The sequence below is a fragment of the Methylophilus sp. genome (genome assembly GCF_052173275.1).
Classification (GTDB): domain Bacteria; phylum Pseudomonadota; class Gammaproteobacteria; order Burkholderiales; family Methylophilaceae; genus Methylophilus.
In genome coordinates this window covers 95,382-121,186 of the sequence record NZ_JBQMUL010000001.1, presented here as the reverse complement: position 1 = coordinate 121,186, position 25,805 = coordinate 95,382, and the positions used below count along the sequence as shown (strand labels likewise).

At 42.7% G+C, this 25,805-nt stretch carries 24 protein-coding genes; 17 read left to right on the top strand and 7 right to left on the bottom strand.

Annotated features, from left to right (window positions below; translation table 11 throughout):
- The first annotated feature begins 104 nt into the window (after nucleotides 1–104).
- From ACTS9Y_RS00825 to ACTS9Y_RS00755, 15 genes are all read left to right on the top strand, one after another.
- Nucleotides 105–866 (top strand): thioredoxin fold domain-containing protein, encoded by a 762-nt coding sequence (locus ACTS9Y_RS00825; RefSeq protein ID WP_442584127.1) that lies wholly within the window; start codon nucleotides 105–107, stop codon nucleotides 864–866.
- A gap of 18 nt (nucleotides 867–884) precedes the next feature.
- Nucleotides 885–1,406, top strand: coding sequence for a type IV conjugative transfer system lipoprotein TraV (traV, locus tag ACTS9Y_RS00820; protein ID WP_442584126.1), 522 nt, complete (start codon nucleotides 885–887; stop codon nucleotides 1,404–1,406).
- Nucleotides 1,407–1,500: 94 nt separating this feature from the next.
- Nucleotides 1,501–1,788 carry a TraA family conjugative transfer protein gene (traA, locus tag ACTS9Y_RS00815; RefSeq protein WP_442584125.1) on the top strand — a complete coding sequence of 96 codons (288 nt, stop codon included), beginning with the start codon at nucleotides 1,501–1,503 and terminating at the stop codon, nucleotides 1,786–1,788.
- Between the two features lie 201 nt (nucleotides 1,789–1,989).
- Entirely contained in the window at nucleotides 1,990–2,277 is a 288-nt protein-coding gene (gene traA / locus ACTS9Y_RS00810) for a TraA family conjugative transfer protein (RefSeq protein ID WP_442584124.1), read from the top strand.
- Nucleotides 2,278–2,432: 155 nt separating this feature from the next.
- Complete coding sequence (gene traC, locus ACTS9Y_RS00805) at nucleotides 2,433–4,862, top strand: type IV secretion system protein TraC (RefSeq protein ID WP_442584123.1); 2,430 nt, start codon at nucleotides 2,433–2,435, stop codon at nucleotides 4,860–4,862.
- A gap of 7 nt (nucleotides 4,863–4,869) precedes the next feature.
- Entirely contained in the window at nucleotides 4,870–5,187 is a 318-nt protein-coding gene (locus tag ACTS9Y_RS00800) for a hypothetical protein (RefSeq protein ID WP_442584122.1), read from the top strand.
- Nucleotides 5,156–5,683 carry a signal peptidase I gene (lepB, locus tag ACTS9Y_RS00795; protein WP_442584121.1) on the top strand — a complete coding sequence of 176 codons (528 nt, stop codon included), beginning with the start codon at nucleotides 5,156–5,158 and terminating at the stop codon, nucleotides 5,681–5,683. The genes ACTS9Y_RS00800 and lepB overlap by 32 nt, the downstream gene beginning before the upstream one ends.
- Entirely contained in the window at nucleotides 5,670–6,926 is a 1,257-nt protein-coding gene (locus ACTS9Y_RS00790; protein WP_442584120.1) for a TrbC family F-type conjugative pilus assembly protein, read from the top strand. The genes lepB and ACTS9Y_RS00790 overlap by 14 nt, the downstream gene beginning before the upstream one ends.
- Entirely contained in the window at nucleotides 6,923–8,080 is a 1,158-nt protein-coding gene (locus ACTS9Y_RS00785; RefSeq protein ID WP_442584119.1) for a TraU family protein, read from the top strand. The genes ACTS9Y_RS00790 and ACTS9Y_RS00785 overlap by 4 nt, the downstream gene beginning before the upstream one ends.
- Before the next feature lie 5 nt (nucleotides 8,081–8,085).
- Nucleotides 8,086–11,091: a conjugal transfer protein TraN gene (gene traN / locus ACTS9Y_RS00780; protein WP_442584118.1), complete on the top strand. Its 3,006-nt coding sequence runs from the start codon at nucleotides 8,086–8,088 to the stop codon at nucleotides 11,089–11,091.
- A 2-nt stretch (nucleotides 11,092–11,093) separates the two neighbouring features.
- Complete coding sequence (gene traF / locus ACTS9Y_RS00775) at nucleotides 11,094–12,041, top strand: conjugal transfer protein TraF (protein ID WP_442584117.1); 948 nt, start codon at nucleotides 11,094–11,096, stop codon at nucleotides 12,039–12,041.
- Between the two features lie 12 nt (nucleotides 12,042–12,053).
- Entirely contained in the window at nucleotides 12,054–13,079 is a 1,026-nt protein-coding gene (locus ACTS9Y_RS00770) for a S49 family peptidase (protein WP_442584116.1), read from the top strand.
- A gap of 12 nt (nucleotides 13,080–13,091) precedes the next feature.
- Nucleotides 13,092–14,507, top strand: coding sequence for a conjugal transfer protein TraH (locus ACTS9Y_RS00765; RefSeq protein WP_442584115.1), 1,416 nt, complete (start codon nucleotides 13,092–13,094; stop codon nucleotides 14,505–14,507).
- 3 nt (nucleotides 14,508–14,510) lie between these two features.
- Nucleotides 14,511–18,095 carry a conjugal transfer protein TraG N-terminal domain-containing protein gene (locus tag ACTS9Y_RS00760; protein WP_442584114.1) on the top strand — a complete coding sequence of 1,195 codons (3,585 nt, stop codon included), beginning with the start codon at nucleotides 14,511–14,513 and terminating at the stop codon, nucleotides 18,093–18,095.
- A gap of 105 nt (nucleotides 18,096–18,200) precedes the next feature.
- Complete coding sequence (locus ACTS9Y_RS00755; RefSeq protein ID WP_442584113.1) at nucleotides 18,201–18,743, top strand: hypothetical protein; 543 nt, start codon at nucleotides 18,201–18,203, stop codon at nucleotides 18,741–18,743.
- 286 nt (nucleotides 18,744–19,029) lie between these two features.
- On the opposite strand, the gene ACTS9Y_RS00750 is transcribed toward ACTS9Y_RS00755, so the two are convergent.
- Genes ACTS9Y_RS00750 through ACTS9Y_RS00725 form a run of 6 tightly spaced genes read right to left on the bottom strand, consistent with a single transcriptional unit; the run spans nucleotide 19,030 to nucleotide 21,947 of the window.
- Entirely contained in the window at nucleotides 19,030–19,542 is a 513-nt protein-coding gene (locus ACTS9Y_RS00750) for a Dna2/Cas4 domain-containing protein (protein WP_442584112.1), read from the bottom strand.
- A complete protein-coding gene (locus ACTS9Y_RS00745; RefSeq protein ID WP_442584111.1) occupies nucleotides 19,539–19,982 on the bottom strand; it encodes a CFI-box-CTERM domain-containing protein in 444 nt (147 codons plus the stop codon). Before ACTS9Y_RS00745 ends, ACTS9Y_RS00750 begins: the two co-directional genes overlap by 4 nt.
- Nucleotides 19,983–19,999: 17 nt before the next feature.
- Complete coding sequence (locus tag ACTS9Y_RS00740; RefSeq protein WP_442584110.1) at nucleotides 20,000–20,125, bottom strand: hypothetical protein; 126 nt, start codon at nucleotides 20,123–20,125, stop codon at nucleotides 20,000–20,002.
- Between the two features lie 11 nt (nucleotides 20,126–20,136).
- Nucleotides 20,137–20,475 (bottom strand): hypothetical protein, encoded by a 339-nt coding sequence (locus tag ACTS9Y_RS00735; protein WP_442584109.1) that lies wholly within the window; start codon nucleotides 20,473–20,475, stop codon nucleotides 20,137–20,139.
- Nucleotides 20,462–20,890, bottom strand: coding sequence for a hypothetical protein (locus tag ACTS9Y_RS00730; RefSeq protein WP_442584108.1), 429 nt, complete (start codon nucleotides 20,888–20,890; stop codon nucleotides 20,462–20,464). The genes ACTS9Y_RS00735 and ACTS9Y_RS00730 overlap by 14 nt, the downstream gene beginning before the upstream one ends.
- Nucleotides 20,891–20,903: 13 nt before the next feature.
- Entirely contained in the window at nucleotides 20,904–21,947 is a 1,044-nt protein-coding gene (locus ACTS9Y_RS00725; RefSeq protein ID WP_442584107.1) for a PRTRC system protein D, read from the bottom strand.
- Nucleotides 21,948–23,295: 1,348 nt separating this feature from the next.
- Here ACTS9Y_RS00725 and ACTS9Y_RS00720 point away from each other — a divergent pair.
- On the top strand, nucleotides 23,296–24,225 hold the full coding sequence (locus ACTS9Y_RS00720) for a phage integrase N-terminal domain-containing protein (protein WP_442584106.1): 930 nt from the start codon (nucleotides 23,296–23,298) through the stop codon (nucleotides 24,223–24,225).
- Nucleotides 24,226–24,259: 34 nt separating this feature from the next.
- Nucleotides 24,260–24,484, top strand: coding sequence for a hypothetical protein (locus ACTS9Y_RS00715; RefSeq protein ID WP_442584105.1), 225 nt, complete (start codon nucleotides 24,260–24,262; stop codon nucleotides 24,482–24,484).
- A gap of 37 nt (nucleotides 24,485–24,521) precedes the next feature.
- On the opposite strand, the gene ACTS9Y_RS00710 is transcribed toward ACTS9Y_RS00715, so the two are convergent.
- Nucleotides 24,522–25,721 carry a hypothetical protein gene (locus ACTS9Y_RS00710; RefSeq protein WP_442584104.1) on the bottom strand — a complete coding sequence of 400 codons (1,200 nt, stop codon included), beginning with the start codon at nucleotides 25,719–25,721 and terminating at the stop codon, nucleotides 24,522–24,524.
- Nucleotides 25,722–25,805: the final 84 nt, after the last annotated feature.

Genomic DNA, 25,805 nt, shown 5'->3' with positions numbered 1-25,805 from the left:
TGAGAAAACGCGCATCACATATTACAAACTTAGGCCCGAAAATTGCCTTATATGTGATGCATGTACGTCAAAACAACTTTTTTTGCGAAGGTAGAATTTAAATCATGGAAACAACGTTAAGAACAGCAGTTAAAGCCTCTCTAGTTGCAGTAGCTTTAAGTGCAATGATCACATCAGTAATGGCAGGGGAAGAATCCACCTCTGATGACGTTAAAAATGCGATGGGTGTTAAACAGTCCATTCGCAAAGTGGAATCACTTAAGAAGCTTCCATCTGGCGCTTTTGCTTTGGTAAAGGCTGATAATGAAAAGACTTATTTGATTTCTGAGAACGGACGTTTTGCGATTGAGAATCCAGTCATTTATGACACCTGGAATCTCTCGAAGATTACTACTGTTGAGTCTGCGGATAACGTGGATAAGTTGGATCTCAACAAAATTGGTTTTAACGGGACTGATATTGCTTATTACTCCTACGGAACCAAGGGTAAGCCGGAAGTAACAGTTTTTGTTGATCCGCGTTGCCCACATTGTACAGCTGTAACCCGCCAGATACCGGCATTGAAGGATAAGTATTCATTCAAGATTATCCCAATCCCAGTGTTAGGCGAAGAGTCAGGCCGTATCGTGAAAAACATGCACTGCGCGAATAATCAGGCTGAAGCCTTGAATTCAATCTTTGCATCTAAGTACACGAACCTGCCAATGGCTCAGCAAGATTGCAACATTGAGAAGTTAACAAAGACGATTGTGGCTTCTAGCTTATTAGGTATTAAAGGTGTGCCGTTTACGGTAATGCCAAATAACAGAACTGTTCCTGGTCGGATTGAAGATTTGTCAGTCCAGATTGAAAAAAACCTTAAATAAGTAAGGGCAGGGACAGCGATGAAAAGATTATCGATATATGCATGCCTGATAGCTTTAACTGGAATCACTTCAGGTTGTGCTTTGTTTGATTCCGGGAATAGCAAGTTTGCATGCCCTAACAATACAGAAGGTGTGCGCTGCTACTCAGCAAAACAGGTTTATGGATTGACCAACAATTCATCTCATATTACGGCCACAAGCCAAGAAGAGATGAATAAAAACATCGAAGCAGTTAATGCTGGCAAAGCTCCTAATGAAGAAGCCCACGCCCAAGAAGATGAATATGAAGGTCAAGCAGTCATGCTACCTGAAGCGGATAGACCGCTTCCAGTACGAATGAATGCAAAAGTTATACGTGTGAAGGTTTTCCCGTATGAGGATGAGCGCGGTGTGTTCCACGCAGGCGATTACCTCTACGCAGAAGTGCAAGGCCGCAAATGGACATTGACACCAGAGCAGACAAGCAAAACAACCGCTGCTGCAAACAAGGTGCTTACCCCTTTGCAAGCTAGTACAGGTGGAACCTCACCACGCAATTAAAGAATTCGCTGTTTACACGAATAGAGTCAATAACAACCCACGACTCTCACAAAAACGGGTTACTTTTTGAAGTTAAAACTTTTGGAGAAATAACATGAACAAATTGATGCAAAAATTGTTGGTAGCTGCTGGCCTGGTAGCTGTTTCTGGTGCTGCTTCAGCTACTTCTGCTGACGCTACTTTCGGTGACATCGTTACTACTCTGCGTGACTGGGCTGAAGGTTCATTGGGTCGTACCATCGCTCTGGCTATGCTGATCGTTGGTATCGCTACTGGTATCGTTCGTCAAAGCGTTATCGCAGCTGTTGCTGGTGTTTCTGGCGCGTTGGTTATGGCTTACGGCCCAACAGTTCTTGAAGGCATCTTCACTTACACAGTGTAAAAAAATCCGCGTCATGAGTGCAATCGTGACACGGCCAATTTTCTGACTGTAAAAAACCCCTACTAGCTACATACGGTTTGTGGGGTTTTTTCTTAACTGCCACTCCCGTTTAAGAAACTGCTCTTTGTAATAACCGAGTCAATAACAACCCGCGACTCCTAAAAAAACTGGTTGATACTGAATACACATTGGATGAAAAAAATGAATAAATTAATGCAAAAATTGTTGGTAGCTGCTGGCCTGGTAGCTGTTTCTGGTGCTGCTTCAGCTACTTCTGCTGACGCTACTTTCGGTGACATCGTTACTACTCTGCGCGACTGGGCTGAAGGTTCATTGGGTCGTACCATCGCTCTGGCTATGCTGATCGTTGGTATCGCTACTGGTATCGTTCGTCAAAGCGTTATCGCAGCTGTTGCTGGTGTTTCTGGCGCGCTGGTTATGGCTTACGGCCCATCAGTTCTTGAAGGCATCTTCACTTACACAGTGTAAAAAAATCCGCGTCATGAGTGCAATCATGACACGGCCAATTTTCTGACTGTAAAACCCTACCTTTTTAACCAGATGGTAGGGTTTTTGCTTATACAGGTATGTAGAAGCAAATATAACTATACCAAACATCGGTATAAAAATTGGAGAAGTTTTTAATGACTGACATATACGACCAGCTAGATCGTACCGTGGCGACCGACCTGCTCACACCACTTTCTTTCGATCCTGAATCAAAACTCTTTTATCTATCAGATAGAAAAATTGGTTTTGCCTTCATGTGTGACCCACTTAATTTCTGCAATCAGTCTGTGATTGACAAAGTAAACGTGCTGCTCTCATACGCCTTTCCAGCTGGCACACACATTCAGTTTAACTTGTTCGCATCACCAGATATTCAGAACTTCCTCGACCGAATGCTCGCAACACGTAGCAACGCTCAAACCCAAATCGTTGACGATATCACAAAGAACAAAGCCTCCTTTATTGAGTCAGGTTCCGAGCAACCGCTTAATTCCAGGGTGAAAAATTTAGTCAGAAACTTTGTCCTGATGGTCTCCGTGAAGATCCCATTTAATGGTAATGGTGACTTTCCAACCGAACAAGAAATGATTTCTTTGAACGAGTGTCGTGTATTCACTAAGCAAACTCTCGACTCCATGCAAATGATGAATGAGGATGTCACACCAGACATCTACATCCGTTACATGTCTTCAGTGTTGAACTGGGATGAAAACGCCAGTTGGCGCGATGAAGTTAACTACGACCCGCAACGCTTAATCCGTGATCAAATCTTGGATTACAGCACGATCATCACAAACAAAGACAACGTTTTAAAACTTGGCAATAAATACGTCAAAGTATTATCACCAAAGCGCCTTCCCGATGAAACCTCCGTCATGAATATGTTCTTGATGATTGGTGAGCCACGTTCCGGTACCCGTGGAATCTTTGGTAACTTTATGATTACCACTAACGTTTATTTCCCTGACCAGGGTAAAAGCCGCGACGAACTAAGCAAGAAGAAAATGATGACCGACTACCAGGCATTCGGCCCGGTCGTTAAATTCTCGCCACAAATCTCCGTCCGTAAGTCTGGCTATGACGCTCTCTTCAAAGAGTTAGATAAAGGCGACAAGATCGTTTCAGTTCAACAAACATTTTCCATGTTTACTGACTCAATCACAGAAGCCAATGAGCAGGCCGGCATGATGATTTCTTATTACCGCGAACTAGGCTATCAGATGAACGAAGACAAGTTTATCCAACTGCCACTATTTTTCAATGCACTTCCACTGCTTTCATCAACTGAACAAAAGATTGTTAATTTTTTCCGCAGATACAACACATTGGCATCATCACAAGCCTCACACATGCTGCCAATTTTGTCAGAGTGGAAGGGTACAGGTTACAAGCCAATTATTACCATGACATCACGATTCGGCCAGCCGATGTCAATTGACTTGTTTGACTCCCAAACTAATTTCAATACTTGTATTGTTGCTGCTTCAGGTTCCGGCAAGAGCTTTCTGACAAATGAAATCATCACTTCCTATTTGTCCGTAGGCGCAAAAATCTGGGTGGTTGACGTTGGCCGTTCATATAAGAAGCTTGCAAACGTAATTGGTGGTGACTTTGTTGAATTTACCAAAGACTCAGACCTCTGCCTAAATCCATTCCAGCTAGTCCAATCCTATGACGAAGAGGGTGAAATGCTTGTAGGCATTATCGCTGCTATGTCATCACCAACCGAAAAGCTGACTGACTTCCAGATGGCTGAACTACGCAAGATCGTCAAGGTTTGTTGGGATGCTCATGAAAAAGCACTCACCATCGATATCATTGCTAACTCTTTGCTTGAAAGCCCAGACACCCGTATATCCGATGTAGGCGCTCAACTCTACGCGTTCACATCAAAAGGCGAATACGGTCAATGGTTCATTGGTGAGAACAATATGGATTTCACTAATGACTTCACAGTTCTTGAGCTGGAAGAGTTGAAACCTAAACCACACCTTATGCAAATTGTACTGCTCATGTTGATCTACCAAGTTCAACAAAACATGTACCTTGGCAGCCGTGAGCGTAAGAAAGTTTTGATTCTTGATGAAGCGTGGGACTTGCTTACATCAGGTGGCGATATCACTAAATTTATCGTTACTGCATACCGTCTTTTCCGTAAGTACAACGGTGCTGCAATTTGTATTACACAGTCTTTATCTGACTTGTACGACAACCCACGCGCCACGCCAATTGCCGAAAACAGCGCGAATCTATTCTTCCTGGCCCAAAAGCCAGAAGTAATTGAGCAAATCAAACGTACAGGTAAGCTTGATATCGGTGACTGGGGTTTTGACACTCTCAAATCCGTTCACACGCAACGTGGATACTATTCCGAGATTTTCTTCTATACCAACGTTGGTCTGGGAGTAGGGCGGCTGATTGTAAACAGGTTTACTCAAATCCTTTACTCAACTCACCCTGATGACATCAATGCAGTTGATCAACGAGTGAAAACTGGCATGACGATTGCTGAAGCTATTGAAGATATTGTTCGATCTGAAGAACAACAATCATTAGCCGCATAGGAGAGTCATGTCAACGCTTAAAGCAGTGATACTTTCAGTATCCCTTTCTACAGCCATTACCTTGGGGGCATCTTATTTCGCTTACAAAAAAGCGATTGAGGTGCCAGTTCCAATCCCGATAGCAATCTTTGATGTCGGCCAGTATGTCAAGGCTGTAGATCTAAACGACCCCAACTATCAGTCTCAATCAAAGTTTTACGCAGATATGGCGAGAAACCAAGTTGAGTCACTTAAAAAGCAGGGATTCATAGTCCTAAATTCCACAGAAGTAGTAGCCGCCCCGGATGAATATTATGCAACAAACAATGTTAGCCCAAATAAATAAAGACAATACCTTCAAGTTCTACACGTTGATGGTTAACCATATTTACCGCAACATCTTCGCTTACATGCTGTTGATAGCTGTCTATTATTTATTCGCAGCAAACTACAAAATCGCTATCAATAACGATGTCTCTTTACCTGGTACTTTCTTCATTATTCACTATGGCGAAAAACCTGATATCAACGACATGGTGGCATTTAAACAAAACGCTAAATATGTCCCACCTAATCACAAGCTTGTAAAAATCCTCTCAGGCAAGCCTGGTGATTCAATCGTAGTTAAAGAACGTGACGTATACCTAAATGGAACCTATGTAGGGCATGCAAAGCCCCTCACCCGTAAAGGCAATCCACTTACACCTGTAACCGAAACCAAAGTCCCTCCCGGAAAATTCTACGTTGTCGGTACTCATAAGGATTCTTACGATTCTCGTTATGAAGAATTTGGATTCCTAGACGCTTCAGCGATTGAAGGCACTGTCTATGCTATTTTCTAAAAGCATACTGACCGCCATCCTCATTTCCTTTGCCACTCTCGTAGTGGCAGAGGATTTTGCCAATCCTGACTACTTGGATAGGTCAACCAAAGTATTGACCAACTCAATCAAGAAGCTCAATGAATCATCAGCCGATTACGAGGCTGAATCCGACTCACTAATTGATGATGCAATCAAAGCATCTAACGTCCAGCAAGGCCGTTTATACAATAGTGAGAATAGGCAACAAGCTAAGCAAGCTATTAAGCAATACCTACAAAACCTTAATGTAGGTGAGCCAGAAAATCAGTGTGACGGTTCAACAAACCTTACTGAATGCGAAATGGCAAAATTTAAGGACATGCCAAAGAATCAAGTCTATATCCACATATCTTCAACCATGCCTGACGGCCTAGTGCTGCAAGCCATGGAACAAAGCTCTAAACACAATGGCCTCGTAATTATTAACGGCCTAATTCCTGGCAAGAACATACTGGAAACCGCACGATACTTCTCTACTTCCAGGAATGCAGTTAAAGCCCCCCCACAAGTCTCTATTGATCCACGGCCATTCCGTCAGTTCAAGGTTACTTCAGTACCAGCTGTGACCGTAGTTACCCCTACAGGTCATGTAACAGTGCCCGGTACGCTTGATGTTGAATACGCTAAACGAATCCTAAGTGAAGGCTCCACTGGTATGCAGAACAAAGCTGCCAGCACATTTCCAATTGTAGAAAAAGACTTCTTGCTTGATCTGCAAGAGCGCTTCAAAAAGCTCGATATCCGCGAGCTTGCGAAAAAAGGCGTTAACGGTATCTGGAAGCATCAAAACTACATCAACTTACCTACGGCCAATAAAACAGAAACAATCGATTTCGACCCTACTTTTATTGTTGCTCAAGACGTATCGCTACCTGATGGAAGGCTTATCGCAAAACAAGGCTCTTCATTCAACCCACTACATGCAATGCCACTTTCAAAAACATACGTCCTGTTTGATGCGACAAATCAAGATCAACTCGATTTCGTTAAAGCTTTTGTGAAAGAAGCATATAAGACAGGCAAAAACGTGTCTGTAATGGCTACTAAACTTCCATCCGATACTAACTGGGACAAATTCCACAACATCCGAAATTCAATCGGTGGCGGCCTTTTCTTAGCAAACCAAGACATAGTTTCCCGCTTCAGGGTTTCCGCTTTGCCAGCGACCGTTAGCGGCAAAGATGGAAGATTAATCCGTACACAACATTCGATGCAAAAATGAAACTATTTATCTCAATACTCATCGCTTTCTTCTGCATTACAAACGCTAATGCAGCCGCCGACTATATCAAAGACGGAAAGGGCACCTCCAGTAACAATCTCTGTCCGGATGCTGAGATTTTCGGCCAGCGCCTTATAACAGGTATTTGTTGGTCCTGCATGCTGCCATTTAAGTTGTTTGGCATGGGTAGTCCAGACGGTGAACCTGATGGTGCATCTAACGCCAGCTTATGCTTTTGTGAAGGACCCCTTGGCATTCCTTCATTTGGATTCCATGTTGGGTTCTGGAATCCCCTAAAACTTGTTGAAGTAGTGCGTCAGCCTTTCTGCTCACCTGTACTGGGCGGTACTGCATTCGGATTTAACCCTACCCAATTCGGCGGTTACGCTGTTTCGCATGAGGGTGACTACACCACGTCACAACAAGGCTTCTATCACGTTAACTACTGGGCATTTCCTCTTATGTCCATTATGGAGTTGATCCTTCAATACAACTGCCAGGCTGATGCCTATAGTGAAATGGATCTTATTTCAACAAGCACCATTGACCCTATATTAAACGACCCGGAATTAGGCTTGCTGATGATTCCCGAAGTTGTATTGTTTGCCAATCCACTAGCTCAAGCTGCATGCGCTGTCGATTGCACACTTACTACCACTACAGGTAAGTCATCAAACTCATTCTTCTGGTGCGCAGGATGTTGGGGTTCTATGTATCCATTCACTACTCACAACGTCGCAGCTGAATCCCCTCCACGCGAATCAAGCCTTGTGGCTGCCAAATACATTGCTGTACAGCACAGGCGCGGCTTTGCACGTAAAACATTTGGTGACAACGCTATGTGTGGCGGTGAGATTTATCCATTCTTCCCAAAACAGCAATATCGATGGTCAATGATTCATCCGATCCCAGAAGCTCATGATGATGAGACCACCATTGCTTTTGAAAACCCAAGTGGTCTAACAACGCCATCAACCGGCGATGAAAAAAACAGCAGTGATGATTCAGTAACCATGTCATCAACTTTAAACGACAGGTGCTGCCATGCAACTGGTGAATCTACTTTTGTTTGGGGCGAGTGGAGAAACATCCCTGTGATTGGTGAAGATTTCGTCTACATGCTTTGGTCCTATACAGATTGCTGCGCTAACTAAAAAACATGAAAAAATTCCAACGATTAGTTTGTTCCTACCTCATCGTCACAATGACGATGAACCCTTTGTTAACCACATATCGTTTAATGCGTGCATTAGGCACTGTGCTAGTCCCTAGCTCGCTCTTCATCAACTCAGTAAACGCCATAGCTGATGAATTAAAAGACGCAGGAAACAAAGGGCAGCGTACTGGTAAATCAATTATCAAGAATTTCACTCTTCCTACTGTAAACCCAACCACCGGTCAAATGGATATGAACATCCAGGGAAGCCCAATCTCGCTTCAGCGTGAAGATGTGTTCCCTGGAGCAAGTTCTGAGGCGGCCACGCCAGCAAACTTATACGGACAAGACATCGAAATTACACAGCAAGCAGGGCAAAAATCTCAAAATTACTTAGATCCCGCTAATACTGACCCTACGGCCAATGCATACAAACTCTTGCGTGACCGTGATTTAGTTTCCAGGCCACGACTGACACAGGGCGATCCAATAGCTGTTAAGGCAAATGACATTTACTCAGATAGAAATGGCGACCTGTCTGCAATTCTTCAGGCATGCACATCCAATACGACCACAACTGGTGAAACCTTCATTAATTATGGCTCCCCAAAAATCGAAACATGTGACCGGCTTACTATTGCTGATGACAAGTGTGAAGTAAAACATGAGCTTCAACTAGAGACTATGTTAACCGGCATGTCCCTCTATGTTGCCGATAACAACGATTCTGGATGGAGTGCCGCGCCATGGGGTACATGCACACTAGACTTCAAAAACGGCACTTCTAGCTGCGTACCACACACCATAACTCAATGTGGTGGCGGATACATGGGTGTTCCATATACCTGCACCCAAGTAGCACGCGGGAACATCTGGTTTTCGATGTCTATTGTAAACACAATGCCATTTGCAGAAATGTGCCAGGCCGACTCATCGTACATCACAATCCGCACCACAGGCCCAAGTAACAAAGTATTAAGCCAATCTCCACAGCCATGGATTACTTACAACGGAAACGGATTCGGTTATTTAGACATTATTCAAGAACCATCATGCGCCAACGGCATGGTTGGTAAGTATCAATTCAGAACTGTTTGCGGTGAAGACCCTTGCGTATCTGGCCCTCCAGCCATGACAATCACTAATACAATTGCTCGAATCGTAAAAGACGAGTGGTATGTCGCCCCATCATGTGCTTCAACCTTCAATGCAATTGATGATGGCACCATCTGTCAAGGATCAGTAACTTGTGAAAACGATGATGCTAATGGCTGTGTAATGACAGCTGGCATTCTCAACTGCCCAACAGGGAAGATAGGCACTCGAATGAAGCCTACCCCTCCAGAATTGGTCAAATACAACATCCCAAAAACATGCACCGACATTAAGGTAGAAACCACTTGCAACACTTGTCTAAGTGATACTTACTGTGATCCTTCAAATGCACCAACACAAAACTGCACACAGTACACATCAGAAGCCGCTTGTGGAATTATTCGCCAAGATTGCTTAGATGGCTTCTCAAATCCTGATGGCACAGGCTGCTACGCATATCAGGAAACATATGACTGCGATCCAGATAAAAACCGAAATCCACAATACAAAAATTGTACTGAAACATATGGCACTGGCACTGGTACCAAAGTCATCTGCGACAAAGATGCAAATGGCATTGAGCATTGCCAGACCCACAACTTGGCTGTAGCCACCGACTCATGCGCACCTTATAAAAATAATGAGCAGTGTCGCTTGGTCTACGAAGATTCTGTTTCTGCCCTCAAGGACAACAATGAAGAGCCAGTAGGTAAACAATCCACCTACGATTGTGGTTTCCCTTTACCTGGGCAAATGAAGTCCACTACAGAAGCCACATGCAACGGTGCAACTATCCGCTGCATGGGAACTGATTGTATGGACGTTGCAACAGAGACCAACAAAGATTTTGGCCAAGTTGTAGCCATGTCTCAAATTGTAAACTTTTCACAGCAAGACTCTAACTGCGGAACCGATGGAAATTGCATCTTCTTCAAAGGGGAGTTCTTCAATTGTAAATCTGGATTCTTTGGCATTGTGGATTGCTGCTCTTCTCCCAAAGGTGTAAGTCCATTCGATTACCTTGAGTTAATTACAAACACTTGGGCACTTTCACAAAGAACTGAATTAGGTCAGGAATTGGCTGCAAAAGGTAAGGACGTTGCAGGTTCACTTCTAGATATGTCCCAAGGCACTGCTTTGCTAGACGATGTACTAAGCCCAATGACTTCAGCATTTGACCAGATTTCATCCACTATCGGCGGCTCTATCCTCCAGCCAGGCACAAATTGGTTAAATATTTCTCCAGACATATCGACAGGCATGTACAACTTCGTTTCTAGTGCCTTTGGAGATGACGTAGCACTCCAAATATTTGATCCTATCTATAACGGCACAGAACTTACCGGTCAATTCGGCATGAACGTAAGTAACTTCATGTCATTCATGCAACCGTTAATGACAATCTACATGTACTACCAGATAGCTGTATTGATTATTCAGATCATCTGGTCATGTGAAGAAGAAGAGTTCACCCTTGGCGCTAAAAAGGCCCAGCGCTTGTGTCACTACAACGGCACTTTCTGCGGAGACAAGATCCTCGGTGTATGCGTTATAAAGAAAAAATCATATTGCTGTTTCAACTCCCCATTCGCCAGGATCATGCAGGAGCAAATCAGACCTCAACTCGGAAAACCATGGGGTAGCGCCAAGCATCCTGATTGTTCTGGCATAACAATTGCTCAATTAAGCTCTGTAGATTTCTCGAAAGTGGATCTAGGTGAATGGATATCTCTGCTTCAAGTAGGCGGAATTCAGGATACCAGTATCGCTAACGCCACTCAGAAACTATCCCTAGAAAATATGACTAAATACAGCGACAAGGCTGCTTCTAACAAAGACAGCATATACGACAGGGTTGAAAAGGGCGTTGGTCAAGTTGACCTCATACAGATTAAAGATTCAGTCACACCATAACTATGAAAACAATACTCGCATCGTTCCTGATTTTCACTAGCCTATCGGCTAATGCTATTGATCCATTCTTCTCAGACAAAGAGCGCGGATGGTATTGGCGGGAAGAGCCTCCAAAAGAGGTTGATGAAGAGATTGTCCCTGAAAAGCCGGAACCACCTAAAGAAGCTAAAAAAGAACCTGAAAAGGAACCTACAAAGCCTGAAGTCGTCACGCCACCGCCACCACAGCCTTTTACCGCAAAGTGGTTTAAGGAAAATATGGATAATCTCCGCGATGCGGCTATCGACAACCCTACTGAAGACAACGTTGCTGCCTTTTACTATGCTCAACGCGTAGCAATGGATAAAGCTGAACGCTTTGCCCAGGTAGCGACTAACGTAGTTACCGCTGATCCATTTTTGGACGCTAACTCACGCACGCCAATCTCTACTGCTGGCCGAAATATGCTTGAGCAAAGCGCAACAGTAAACTCAAATGTCACCCTAGACACTATCGCTCAAAAAACCGGTATCTGGTTCTTTTTCCGATCAGACTGTGGATTCTGTCACTCTCAGGCAAAAATCCTGAAAGCATTAGCACAGGCTCACCATTTCAAGATTCTCCCAATCTCACTAGATGGCCTTCCACTAGGTAACGACTTCCCTGACTACCGTGTTGACTCCGGCCAGGCAGCAAAAATGAATATCACCGTAACGCCTACTATCGTTATGGCTACACCTCCAAGCAAAACAGTTGTCTTGGGTGAAGGCTTTATCCCATTGGATGAGCTGAAAACACGAATCGTAAATCAGGCAGGCAGCAACGGCACTATTAGCAATGAGCAGTTTGCTACTACCAGAATTGCGACAAAACCATTAGTACCGAGCGCATTGGGTAATGATGCAAGCGCTACAGACTTGCAAGATCCCAAAAAGCTAAAAGAGTACATCCTAAAATCTGTAAAAAAATAACGAGGTGAATCTGTGTTAAATAATCTTTGGAGAAAAATAAAGTCCTTCTACGCCATCAAACCAGATGTGGTCAACGTAGACGCGACTTCAGGTACTACAGACAGTCAACTAATGAGCATTCTGTCTAGTTCATTGGTATCAGACTTAATTAAGGAAAGAACTTCCGAAAGACGTTGGAAAGTCTTCAAGCGCAGCATGTTCACAATGGCCGCCGTAGTCATGTTCTCTATGTATTTCATGTTCAACATGACTAGCATGGGCTTTGAGTGGGTTCCATCCGACGATCTTATGGGTGTGGTTCGTATCGATGGCGAAATCAAAAGCAATTCAAAAACAACCTCTGCCGACAAGTTGATTCCTATCATCGAAGAGGCCTTCGAGCGCAAGAACGTAAAAACAGTAATGTTGCTGATCAACTCACCAGGCGGCCAGCCAGCTGAAGCAGATCGAATCACTGAATACATCGAACACAAGAAGAAAGAGACAAACAAAGAAGTCTTGGCCGTGATCACCGATTTGGGTGCTTCAGCTGCCTACATCATCGCTTTGCATGCCGACAAAATCTACGCTTCCAAGTACAGCCTTGTAGGTTCCATCGGTGCAATCCTTGCTACTTGGGACTTCCACGAACTTGCAGACCGCTTCAATGTTAAGCAACACACTATCACCTCTGGTGAACTTAAAGACATGCTCAATCCAATGCGTGAGGCTACAAAGTCTGATTTAAACAAAGCTCAGACACTTGTAGACAGCATTGCAAAAGTATTTCTTGATGATGTTAAAAAATATAGAAGCAACACGTTGAAAACTGATCTTAACTATGGCACTGGAGAAGTATGGACAGGTGAGCAATCACTGGCTATTGGCTTAGTTGATGGTCTTTCAAGCCCAGACAAGCTTGCAAATGAAATGGGTCTCAAGATCCATGATTTTGGACCTAAACCGCGCTCTGGTGGCTTTGGCTTCTCATCATTCCAAAATGTTGTTGATTACTTGTCAGAGTCAATCAGCGAAAACTTAGTTTTAAGCCTTAAATAACGAGGTCATACCATGCGCTACCAAACATTCAAAAACACGGCCATATATGCACTAGCGTTTGTGCTGTCTTTCTTTTCTTTGGCATCACATGCTGACCTCCAGGAAGAAATGGACAGCATGTTTGGTAGCTATGTAAACGTTACTCCAGGTCAAGTGTACGAAACACAAAGACGCGGCGGCTTTGCTGCCGGCTCAGTGTTTATTCGCAATAAAGTATCCAATCCACAGCTGGTCAACTTTGAACCACCAAGCTTCAAAGCAGGTTGCAATGGTATTGATATGTTCGGTGGCTCTTTCTCATTCATCAACAAAGAACAATTTATCAATGCTTTGAGAAATATCGCCTCTAACGCAATGGGTTATGCCTTTGAGCTGGCAATTAAGGCCTTATGTCCAAATTGCGCGCAAACCATGACTGAACTTAGGAATTTTGTTAACCAGTTAAACCAGGGCATGCTGAACTCCTGCCAAATGGGTAGGGCGCTTCTAAATAAGTCCGGTGTTGACAATATGATCACAGACTCGATGACTGGCGTGCGCGACACAATCTCTCGCGGCCTTACAAACCTGGGTTTCGCAACTGATAACAACGCTTCAGGCGCTTCAGGTGGTGATAGTGCAAAATCTCCTACCAAAATTGCTGATGAAGCTGGCGAACTCGAAAAGCAGGAAATTAATGTCGTCTGGGATGCTCTCAGCAAGTCAAACGCAGCCTCATGGTTCAGCACTACTGATATGCAGATGAAAGAGGCTTTAATGTCTGTAACAGGCACCATCGTACTTAAAAAGGGTACTGATGCAATTGGTGAAGTTGATCTTGTGCCACGGCCAATCGAAAGCACGTTGAAGCTAATGGATATCATCAATGCAGGTGCTGGTACAAAAGTTAAAGTCCTTGCTTGCGATGAAGATGTTCACTGCTTAAACCCAGTTACAACTGAAATCACAATCTCAAAAAGCTTGCGCCAAAAGGTCCAGCAGGCAATTGGGGATCAATCAAGCGGAATTATCGCAAAAATCAATGAGAAGGGTAGTACAGGCGTTTCAACGTTAACTACAGCTGAAAAGCAGTTCATTTCAGCAGTGCCTCAACCTATTTATGCTCAATTGAAAAACTTATCCCAAGATAAGCAGACAACCTTGCTCTTCGCAAATTACATGGTCGATTGCATCACAGCTGAACTCGCACAAGTCTTCTATGATGAGTTGCAACGCTCTGTTGAAATGGCTATCCCTTATTCTAATCATGAATTTGCAAACAACATGATGAACAAACTCCAGTCTCAGCGCCTGGAGATGAATGCCATGAAACAAAACGCTGTAAATAGCCTGAACATGTTGAGTAAAGGCTTTGAGGTGTACAACACATTACGCGTTGCAATCTCTCAACAACAAATGAACTCACGCTTAAACGTTACAGGCAGATAATAAATGGATTACACCATCGTCACATTTGGCGACTTCGGCTTAATGGTAATGGCCTTGAATGGTATCGCTGCCATTACAAACCACTCTTCTTTCATGTTCATCCCACTAATCGGGACCATGACAGGCATGTTCTTCTTGACTGCCAGGTACTTAACCTCCATGAAGGTAGACCTGCATCACTTGCTGACTGGTGTAATTTTATTCAGTGCCATGTTCGGCCCAAAAGTTGATGTCCTAGTTGAATCTGCGACCGGGCAAGTTCAACCAGTAGCCAACGTGCCAATTGGCCTTGCAACGCCGCTGTCTATAACAACCATCATGGGCCGATACTTTGCCGAGCAATTTGAGACTGTATTTTCAGTTGCTTCCAACTCAGCTCTACTTGAGCATGGCTATATGGACGCACTCTCCATACTTATCAAAGTAAGAGACTTTGACATACGTGCAACAGACGCAAATAGCTCTGAATCAACTGGAAACAAACAGGATGTACATAAAACCGTTCAATCCTATCTAACACAGTGTTTTCTATACGACATAAACTCAGTAAATGCAGAACACACCTGGGATCAAGTCAAGAATTACAGCGGCGCGAACATCTGGGAAGCTGTCAAAACAGAGTATGTTAACATCGACGGTATGAATTACTTGGGCACCGAGGGTGTACCAAGGAATTGCGCATTACTTTGGGACGACTTGAACACAGCTGTTTTCTCAAATCCGAGCAAAACTGGTGACATCAGTAAAGGCGTGTTGAAAAAACTAGGTAACGCCAGAATCGCTTCCATGACATTCGATGAGCGTATTGGTGAAGCTCTGGAAGCAATCCGCATAAATTCCGATCAAGCTCAGCGCTATATGTATAACTCGCTAATGGCTAACTGGCTAAATGAAGCTGACTCCCTATATTCAATGAAGGCATCTGACATGGGTGCCACCATTATGAAAACCCAGGCATCTGCCCAGAACAATCTACGTTGGGCAGCAGAACAAAGTCAATTTGAACGCTATGCCAAGCCTATTATTTCCTTTATCGAACTGTTTGTAGTCGCCGCAACTCCTATTATGGCCTTTGTCATCGTAGCGTTCGGTACAGCTGGCCTATCCCTAGCATTCAAATATTTACTCATGCTTGTTTGGGTAGCTTTCTGGGCACCGACTCTCACAATAGCTAACTTTTTTATTCACTATAAAGTAGTCGAATACATTGAATATCTAGCCACACAAAGACAAGTCCCTGCAACCAACGATGTCATTTTAAACCTGGGTGAGCTACCTTACTTATGGACCCAACTTCAAGACTGGGTAGCAGTCGGCGGAATGATGGCCGCAGCTACTCCTGCCCTCACCCTTATGTTGATTTATGGTACTTCCCAGACCGCCGTGAATCTGGCCGGTAAGCTAAATCAAGGAGAACGTGTTGACGAAAAACTCATGACTCCAGACATTGCTAAACAGGCTCCATTAACTTCAGTTACATCAAATAACGTAGGTAACTCTGAATCTGGTATTGCGCGTACAAACGCTGGTATTTTCGACACAGGCATTAATCTTGACAGGTCTGCCTCCACTTCACTTAAGTCTGCCCAGTCTGCACTGCAAAGCTCTTCAGAAACCATGCAAACCCAGTACGGCCTAAACAATTCCACAACAGCTTCAGCAACGCTAGGTGAAACTTTCCAAAAAGGAATTACAAACTCGAAAGACTCAGCGCTTACCAGTCAATACAACCAGACTCTACAAAAGCTCCAGTCTATTGGTAAACAACATGGTCTATCTGATGAAGAATCAACCGCAGCTGCAAAACAGGCTATTGCAAGTTTTGGAGTTGGGCAACCATTACCACCAATAACTGCAAGCGCCCAGTTTCAGAAATCCCACAACACACAGCAAGCTGCTAGAGCATCGGAAACATATAACGAGGATGTAAGAACTGTTTTAGGTGACTCCGAACTGTTTTCTAAATCCAATTCAACCAGAACAGCCTGGCAAGATTCATTTAATCAATCAAATAGTGCCCAGATCCAGAACGCTAGGCAAGAGTCTAAAAGCCAATCAGAACTGTTCGCTAATATGCAATCCCAATCAAGATTGGTATCTGCTACCACTTCACTTGATGGCTCTGAAGGTGCTAAAAACGTCAGTACATTGTCTCAACTCGCACAAAAGTATGAAGAGTCTGACAAACTGGATGGCACATCTTATATGTCACAGATGAGAAATAAAGTTGAAGAACTTAAACAACAAGACCCCGATTTTGCCAGAAGGTTTGAACAAAACAAGAAAACCTTCTCTAAAAACTTCTCAAATTCCCCTGAGAGAAATGAGGCAATTGCAAGCCTTAAGACACTCTCCATGTCTAAAAACCCAGAAGCAAGCGGGTTCTTCTTTGACAATGTAGGTAAGCTATTAAATGTACCGCAATACGATTCAACCCAAGGTTATGCAGCTGAAGCTGCATCTCAGGGTATGGACACATCAAGGCAAGGCATTATTGATTCTCAAGCCCCGCAGCAAGGCGCTATTTCCTCACAAGTTGGCAATAAATCCTTTACAGATAAAACACCTTCAAAACAGGACCTTTCCAACTCGCCAATTAACAATGGTGCAGATAAGGGAAAGATAAAACAAGCCACTGGTTTCTCTGGTCAAAAAATGATCCACAGCGGAACCCATGATTCACCAACTGGTTCTCTAAATTCATCTCAGGCACCTGGTATTAAAGAGTCTGGAAATAGCACTGGTGGTATAACCACTCCAAATAACCAATCTACATCACCAGCCTCAGCCGGCATAGTAGAAAACCCACCAGCTTCAGGCATTTCTGATTCAGCCCCACCAGCTACGGCCAAGCCTTCTTCGTCTAAAGGCAGCTCCAAGCCTAAACAAGCATCCTCTGGTGGAAAATCAGGTGACATGTCTAAGCCCTCTGCCAGTGACGATAATTCAGTCACTATCGGAAAACCAAATGAAGAGCATCTTGATGGAACTGCAAACATTCTTGCTTCTGCCGGCTCTGCCGTAGCATTGGCAGAAGCGCGGGATGCTAAAGCACCAATCTACAAATCTGGTGTAACTCCAGCCCTTCAAGGCAACAAGTTTGCTGAAGATTTTAGACAAGCCAAGCGCTCATCAAATGACCAAGCATTCGTAGACGGAAAAGAAAACATTGGCCGAAATATTAAAGGCTACGACGCTAATCAAACTCCAAGTGAAAGACTTGTCCAAGATGGTTTAGAACAAGACAGAAAAATTGGTGATTGGTTTGAAGAAAAAATACCTGGCGGTGGCCGCGAGATCTGGAATAACGCCTCAATGGTCATGGGCGGCATGGGAGTGGGTCGCTCAGTAATAACTAAGGGCGCAAAACAAATTATGAAATCAATGCCAAAAGGTGCATCTAAAAAAGTTCAGGAAGCCTATGCTAAGAAGGCAACTGAATCCATGGTCAAAAGAAGGGGCGCTGTCGCGGCTGTTTCAGTCGCTGCTGAAGGACCAACTAGACAAGGCCTTGAATGGTATGCTCAACCTGATTCTCCATCAAAACCTACAATGCCACCTCAATACATGACACCAAATCAAAGATAACGAACATTCACTTTTCTCTCATAGGCTCACCGTAATACGTGAGCTTTTTTTTATTCCAGATTTCCCTAACTTTGCCGTTATCAATATATGACTTACGAATGTTCAATGACAGGCCATTACTACATCGATTCCGGGGAAGGGATCATTGATGATGGTGAATTCATATCGTGGGACTGGCTCAACCAACACATTCACGATCAGGATATTCGTGCCCAGTTTCCAAATGCTTCACCAGCACTAATTGAAGTCTTCAATGACTTGGTGAGTGTAGCAATTGAATACAAGGAATTAACAGGACAATACCTCCAAATTTGGGGAGCCATGGGCGAAGCATTCTCTCAGGCTCACTATGGTATTAAGCTACACAAGCCTCACACACCAGGTTCCGACGGAAAATTAGGTAATGACTTTATAGAGGTTAAAACAATTTCCCCAGAAAAGGGTAGTGCAGAAGTATCAGTCAAAACCTCTGGAAATTTCAATAAACTTCTAGTGGTTAAAATCAATGAAGATTTTACTTTCGATAGCGTACTTATCGACCGCAAAGACTTAATAAAGAAATCTGAAACTCAAATCCCTAAAGCCAAAATTACTTGGGACCAGGCATCATTAATTTCAAAACCTACAGACGAAAAAAAAGCCGTTTAAAACGGCTTTTCTAATCATCGATATCACTATCGATTATGTTATCTCTCATGTCGTACCAGGACATGCTGCTACTCCACAAGATTAAACCAATGATGATAGCAAACACTACGATACTAACGTATGCCATTACACCCAACGCGACCAAACCAACAATAACTCTCAGATCACGAAAGCTGTGTATATCCATACTAAGCAAGTCTGCCATTTTTTTATCAAACATATTTAACAGCATAGCGAACCTCCATTTCAGATTCATTTTTCATAACATTAAACTAAAGCAACCTTACTAGCAAACAGTAAAAAACTCGCACCCTTTGCAAATGTTTTTGTTATCACATTTACCTGGTTCAATTAACCTTGCCTGGATCTGTTTATAACGCTCATGTAAAGCTACGACTTGCTGACGGTCAAGTAATTTACGTTCCAACCACCTTGTTCCTTCAGGTGTTACTATTCTAACAAATCCCATTTCAGAAACTGCCGATCCGTTTTCTTCCAGAATTACACGGCCAACTGACATCTGAATAATGTCAGACTCGTACACCCTGAAAAACTTTCTTGTCTTGTTTTCACCGATGATTTTTACACCTTCATGCTTAAAAACCACGTCCGGCTTACAAACCAGCTGCAACTCTTTATTCCTAATTTCACCTTCCTTCAGGTGAATACTGCTTTGTCTGATTACTTCAGGCACGTTGTCAGCCGCAAGTGAAAAATCACTCGAACTGGAAAATGTCCTGATCAAATACAGCGCACAAATTACAAGAAGTGCAATCCCCGCTAAAAATGCAAAGGTCATTGATTACCTTCCTGCAACTTTTCAACTTTACCGACAATACGATCCAGCACCCATCCTGCACACTTGCGTAGCAGGGTAGAGCGCTCGATCAGCAATACAATGTATGGTGAAAGTACATAATATGTATATACAAATGCTTTACCTGGAATCGAACCCATAAGTTGTTCATCCCGGAAAGCCCTAAGTAAATTTGTTTCTGGAGCTGTCTGGCCGTAAACACACGTAGCAATAAAGCACCTTGAATCAGCCTTTACTTCACGGTAGTCGCCGCGCTCTGCACGCATGTGTACTACATTGCCACGTTGCATTGCAGATTCACGGCTTTGACTGACTTTCAGGTTCCCATGTTTTGCTCTGAGATAGACTTTTCTCTCACAGGTTCCCATTTCTGAAAGCCGGGTAGCCGATGTGAGCTTGCTACCATTTCCCCGTTTACGCATATCTATCCCAGATTCCGTTAGTGCCCGACGAAAACGAAATTAACCAGGTACAGGGCATCAACTGCCAACGCACCTCCCGCACGGTATACCGCACCTTTAAAACCACCGTTAATACGATCTTTAGCTTTAACAAAATCAATCATGCTATTACTCCTTATGAAAACTCATCAACATTAAGGCCAGTTGCTGACAATCCAGCTTCCTGGGGTTTGACCTTACCTAAATTAGTCTCTTCCGAAACCGCCTTAGATACTTTCGCTTTTGCCGGGCTTTTTTTTGTAGTGCCGGCAACTACATTTACATCATCAGTATTTGGTACATATGTACCGCTTCTTACCGTGTGAGCAATAACTAAAAGCGAGTAAATAAATTTCGCACGCTTCCGTTTATTTTTCCCCTTAATTTCAGCAAACAGTTCCGGATGAATATCACGCTCAAGTAGAAGATTTACTCTAACCTCATCTTCACTATCCAGTTCTTCAGCTTGGGTCATGAGCCACCTTTCCGTAGTAATCACGTTTTTTCATAACCTTTGAAAATACAGGATCATTAACACTTAGATCGTGTAGCATCTGGTCAACATCCAGCTTTGCGCCACGGCCAGCTAACTGATTTAATCGTTCTACATCCGGGGCCAGCAAACCTCCCAAAAACAGATCCAGAAAAAGGTATGCAGTCCGGCTATTAAAGTCACCAGCCTCCAGACGTTCATCAATCTTATTCATGAACTGGTCGATACTTCCTTCTTCACCATCAAAAGTATCAACCCCTAAACCGCCTGTGAATAATGTACCAAGCCAATCTACTAAGAAGTGCAACTGTTGAGTAGCTGTAGGTACTTCTACAATTTCAACCTCAGTTTCTACCGCTTGTAAATTACCTGCTAATTCCATTGTGTCTGTCGTCATGTTCAATTCCTTATTAAGCAGTAGCGGCTTCAGCTTGTTTGATTTTCTTCAGAGTTTCAAAACCGAACATCTGGAACCCGATTACATTTGAGAAGGCACTTTCACCTACCAGGCTAATTTTATGGCGAGGGAATTTGCTCTTTAATACTTCTTCAAAGAACCAACCACCGCCACCTACTAATACGATGTTATCGATATCACTACCATTACCAACCGTGTTGATCATTTTATTCACTGACTCCATCACAGCAGCTTGACCAACTTTCATGAAGTCATTCAGGTTATATTCCACACCAAAAATCTTCACTACCTTTGATTCTGTTCTCAGTGCATTATCAATACGATGGTAAATGTTGTGATCCAGCTTCTCACCAATCTTCCTGCTAATCTCGCTCGCAATAGCGTGAACAACTGATCCCATCCCGCCGTTCTCAGCTGCACCACAACGAGGTTCAACCGGGCGCATGCTACTGCACAGAAACCAGTCCAAAGTATAGAAACCCACATCGATGATCAGGTTAGTTTCCTTTTGGAATTTGTCTAAATTACCTTCCTGTGAACCGAACTGAAAAAAGCCACCAACAGGTTGGGCGATCACTCGGCAGTTCTTAATCACAACTTCACGGCCAGGCAAAATGTGAGTACCTTCCATTTTCTTCGCTAACTGTTCTTTGTATTTCTTGTGAGCTGACACTGGCAGTCCCAATACAAGCATGTCGATTTCTGGTTGCTCCATGAAATAAAGCGCACCGTTTACCAATGCCATATAGTTATCAGTCATGCAGAATGACGGGTCCATCGTGCGACCGTAGTTGGATGCAATAGCCGACTCAACATCGTAGCCAACTTCAAATTGCTTGCCGCCAACATCAACCTTCACGTTTCTCTTTTTTTTCATCATGTCGCTCAGACCACTATCGCCACTTGCAATCGGTGTGAGGGAAGGGAAGAGGTCGCAACCGATACCACTACCACCATTACCAACCATCGTAAATTTCGTATTACAAAACCCAACGTCAATTGCTCGCACAACAGATTGCTGATTTTTCTGTGACATAAACCATCTCCAAATTCGTTATCAAACTGACTCGCATCACTCAAAGTAATGCCCAATTTCAAATAGCAATCCACATGCCAATAAGTCGAATTCGACTTGAAGCGAGCTATTTAATTAGGTTTTAATGCTGCAATATTCGCGCTACGACTGCTGTACAAGTTGTAGTGACTTTCTGACTATCTCTAAAACATTGCTCTCAACTTCTGTTCGACTTCTAAACTGCTAATTTCACACCTTTATAAGCATCAAACACAATTTCTAGGTGTCGGCTACAACTTCAGCACAACATCTGGTTTTGCTACTCTGTTAGGGCGAAGTCTATATTTGGTCAACGATCAAGTCTTGAAAGCGCACTGTTTATTTTAAAAAACCTCATTGAGTTGGCATTTTTGCAACACTCAAATACGCCTCAATCCAGGATAAATCCCACCAGCCCACAGAGTAAGTAATCGACATTTCAGACATCAAAATCAGCCTGAATAGAGCGAGACTTTCTCTTTACAAAAGAATTTCAAATAAAGGATGTCAAAGGAGAAACCATTTTTCAGGCTCTGAAACGCCGATTCAATAAGGCTTTTGGTCAGAAATTACAAAATCACTAAAGGGTAACAAAATTTGAATCTCATATATTTCTATTGACTATGCTAAAAATATCGATGTAAGATTCATCCCACTTCAGTCGAGAGATATCGACAGCGCATCGCGCAATTTTAACGAGACCTCAATGGGAAAGAATGCCAAGCGCGTTCGGACCAATAGGTACTTTTGATTCTCAAATCAAAGGCTCTACACCAGCCGGATTGTTTTAATGCTTCATTAATTCAATCTCTACTAGCTATAACGTGAAATATCCCAAAAGCGGGATTACTTTGCGCCAATAGCTAATTCATCGGTTCCCAAAAGGAATACCGAAATAAATCCCCACTGTATTAAAGCTAACAAATTGCGAGTAAGGCAAAACTGATTACTGAACGAAAAAATTCGTAGGTGAATATTTTCTAGTATGGGAAAAGTAGTCTTTACGTTCGCGGGAAATCTAACCATCTCAAAAGGATGTGGAAAAATTCTGGCACAGTTAGTAACTTGTTCCTTCGGCTGGTGCGAAGGTGGGACACAAGCGTAGTAAATCAGGCATTCAATAGTTTCTATTGTCTAAAGGGTGGAAAGTAATCGAAAGATCAACTACTACTGCCTTCTCTGTACTTAAAAACTCCGACCGTTGTTTTCTTCCCTGGGATTAATTGCGTTACCCCGGCATTCGCGCGCCTATATAAATCAATCTCAGATTAAAACGACTATGAAGTTTAAGTACGAACGGAAATACCAGGATGCCGACTGGAAAGGGCGAATGAAAGAAATCCTAACTGGATTTGAAAGAATCAGTTTCAATCGCTCATACAAAGTGAAGGTTTCACATAGGACCATACAGAAGCGTAGGGACGTGATGTATTTGTCTTTTGAGACCTTACGCAAGGGTGGGTTCAAGATAAACGACCCGTTGAACATTAAACCAAAGCATATCGAGTATTTAGTCTCTTTCTGGGTGAGTGAACAACTCTCTGCGTCTACGATTAGTAATCGGGTTTCGATTATTAATATTTTCCTGAAATTTATTGGAAAAGAAATCATGGTCAAGTCACCTCAAGACTATGTAGATGATCCTAAGTTAGTAAAGCGTACTTACGTGAATACTGAAGATAAGAGCTGGAGTGCAAAGGAACTGGATTTTGCTGACCTGGTAGTTAAAGCATCAGACATCGATGTTTATTCATCCATGCATCTTGAACTGATGCTCGCCTTTGGATTACGTGTCCAGGAATCTATATCACTACAGCCATTTAAAAGTGATTACACAAATTACTTATTGGTTATGCATGGGACCAAAGGTGGCCGTACCCGTATTGTCCATATCGACTCAGGCTACAAGGCTGATGTTTTGAAGCGCGCTAAAGCGTTATGTGGCGATATCAATAGAAATATGTCGAATCCAGATAGAACCCTAATGCAAGAGATAAACAGGCTCTATTACGTCATGAAGAAATTGGGTATTACTAAATCTGGATCAGGCGCTACACCTCACGGCTTACGTCATCAATATTTAAATGATCGATACGAAGAGGTTGCAGGTCATGCCAGCCCGGTAAGGGGAGGGGTTATTGTTGATAAAGAGATAGATGAGCAGGCCAGATTATTTACCATGTTAGAAGCTGGTCATGGCCGTACTAATGTTGGAGTCAATTATTATGGTTCTGCTAAACAAACAAAGCAACCTAGTTAATTCAATGTTTGATATTTATTGATTTGGAGATTTTATGAAATTGTTTGCCTTTCGTTTAGTGATACCGGCTTTAGTGATTGCATTGACTTACTGCATAGTGAAGTATCAGGGCGTTTATTTGAGCTGGTTTGATATTACCCCTGCCAAAAATGATATTCATGGCTCTGTGTTCATTGTTATCGCTTTGGTTGCTATCCCAGTGACAGTTTTGCACATTTATATTGAGGACTTATTGTTAAAACACCGGGCCACCAATTAAAAAGCCTGGTCAGGGTTAACTGCCAGGCATGTAATGATTAAAATAATGCGATTTGTCTGGCTAGTCTGTGTCGCTCTTCTACTCTGTCTCTGATCCCTTCATTGATCTCTGGAGGCGTTTTTCTATAGCCAAACAATTTATTCATATCTTCAACCGCCTCATATTCATCATCCTGGCTCATTGCCAATATTGAAGATGGTATCGGCCAATTCATCGGAATTTCTTGCATCGCAGAAATAGAACTTAGATATCTCCAGTTAGTTTTTTTATGTTCTGTACTTCCAAATTCAAACTCCAGAGTGAAATTGTCTATCAAGGTTATATTTGATAAAAACTGAGATGTATTCAACCTGTTATTTTTGAGCGCTTTTAAAAAATATAAGCTATCAATTACATCATCGAAAAAGAACAGTTTTCTTTCTCCATTACTTTGTACCATCTCTCTAATAAATGGCTTATTAATCGAACATCTATATTTGTTAGCTAACGCTTTAAAAGTATTCCAGTCCTTGAACCCAAATGTCACCGCAGTTATTTCCAATATTTTCGACAGCTTTAATTCAATTCCGTATTCATCATTTAGAAAGGATCTCATAAAGCCTGGAAAATTTTCTACCATCGTTACTAAAGCTGGTGATGGCCTGTGTACCTCATTGCTATGGTTTACAGTAATTTCATTAAATCCATCAATTTTCTTAAGCCGTGCATTTAGCTTTCCTGAATTGTCAAAAAGCCTGATGCCTTTTAAAGCCTCTATAAATTCCTTCCTGTCTGAATCTTCAAGCGCCAGTGTTCTCACTTCTCCAACTCTGAAAATCACATCTTTTCTTAATGTTCGCTTGTGCAATATAAGGTGATCGTCTTCTTTTGAATGTTCATAAAACTCAATCTCACTTCCAGCATCAATAAAATCAAATACGTCATTACTATAGTCATATTCCACTCTAGTATGTGTTCCGGTTTCATCTACTTCCTCAAATACATAGGCGAAAGCTTCAATCAGACTCCCTGCAAAGTAGAAACTGCTTTTTTTATTAGTTATCTCTTCTACATAGTAAATAGCATTATCGGTTGATTGCCCCTCATGTATTTTGCTTATGAATTTGAGGTCTGTTTCACTGAAATAACTTTCAGCTTTATTTTCTATTACGGATATATCTGGTGACTCTATGTTATGCAGAGCGAGAGCACGCACTAAGTTTCTTGCAATGGAAGCGTGGTTGAAATTCGAGGTCATTCATTTTCCAATCAATCAATCTGGCCCAGTATATGAGTACGGTGTGCGCATTGCCGCTATAGCCAATTGTGTTGAAAAATAACA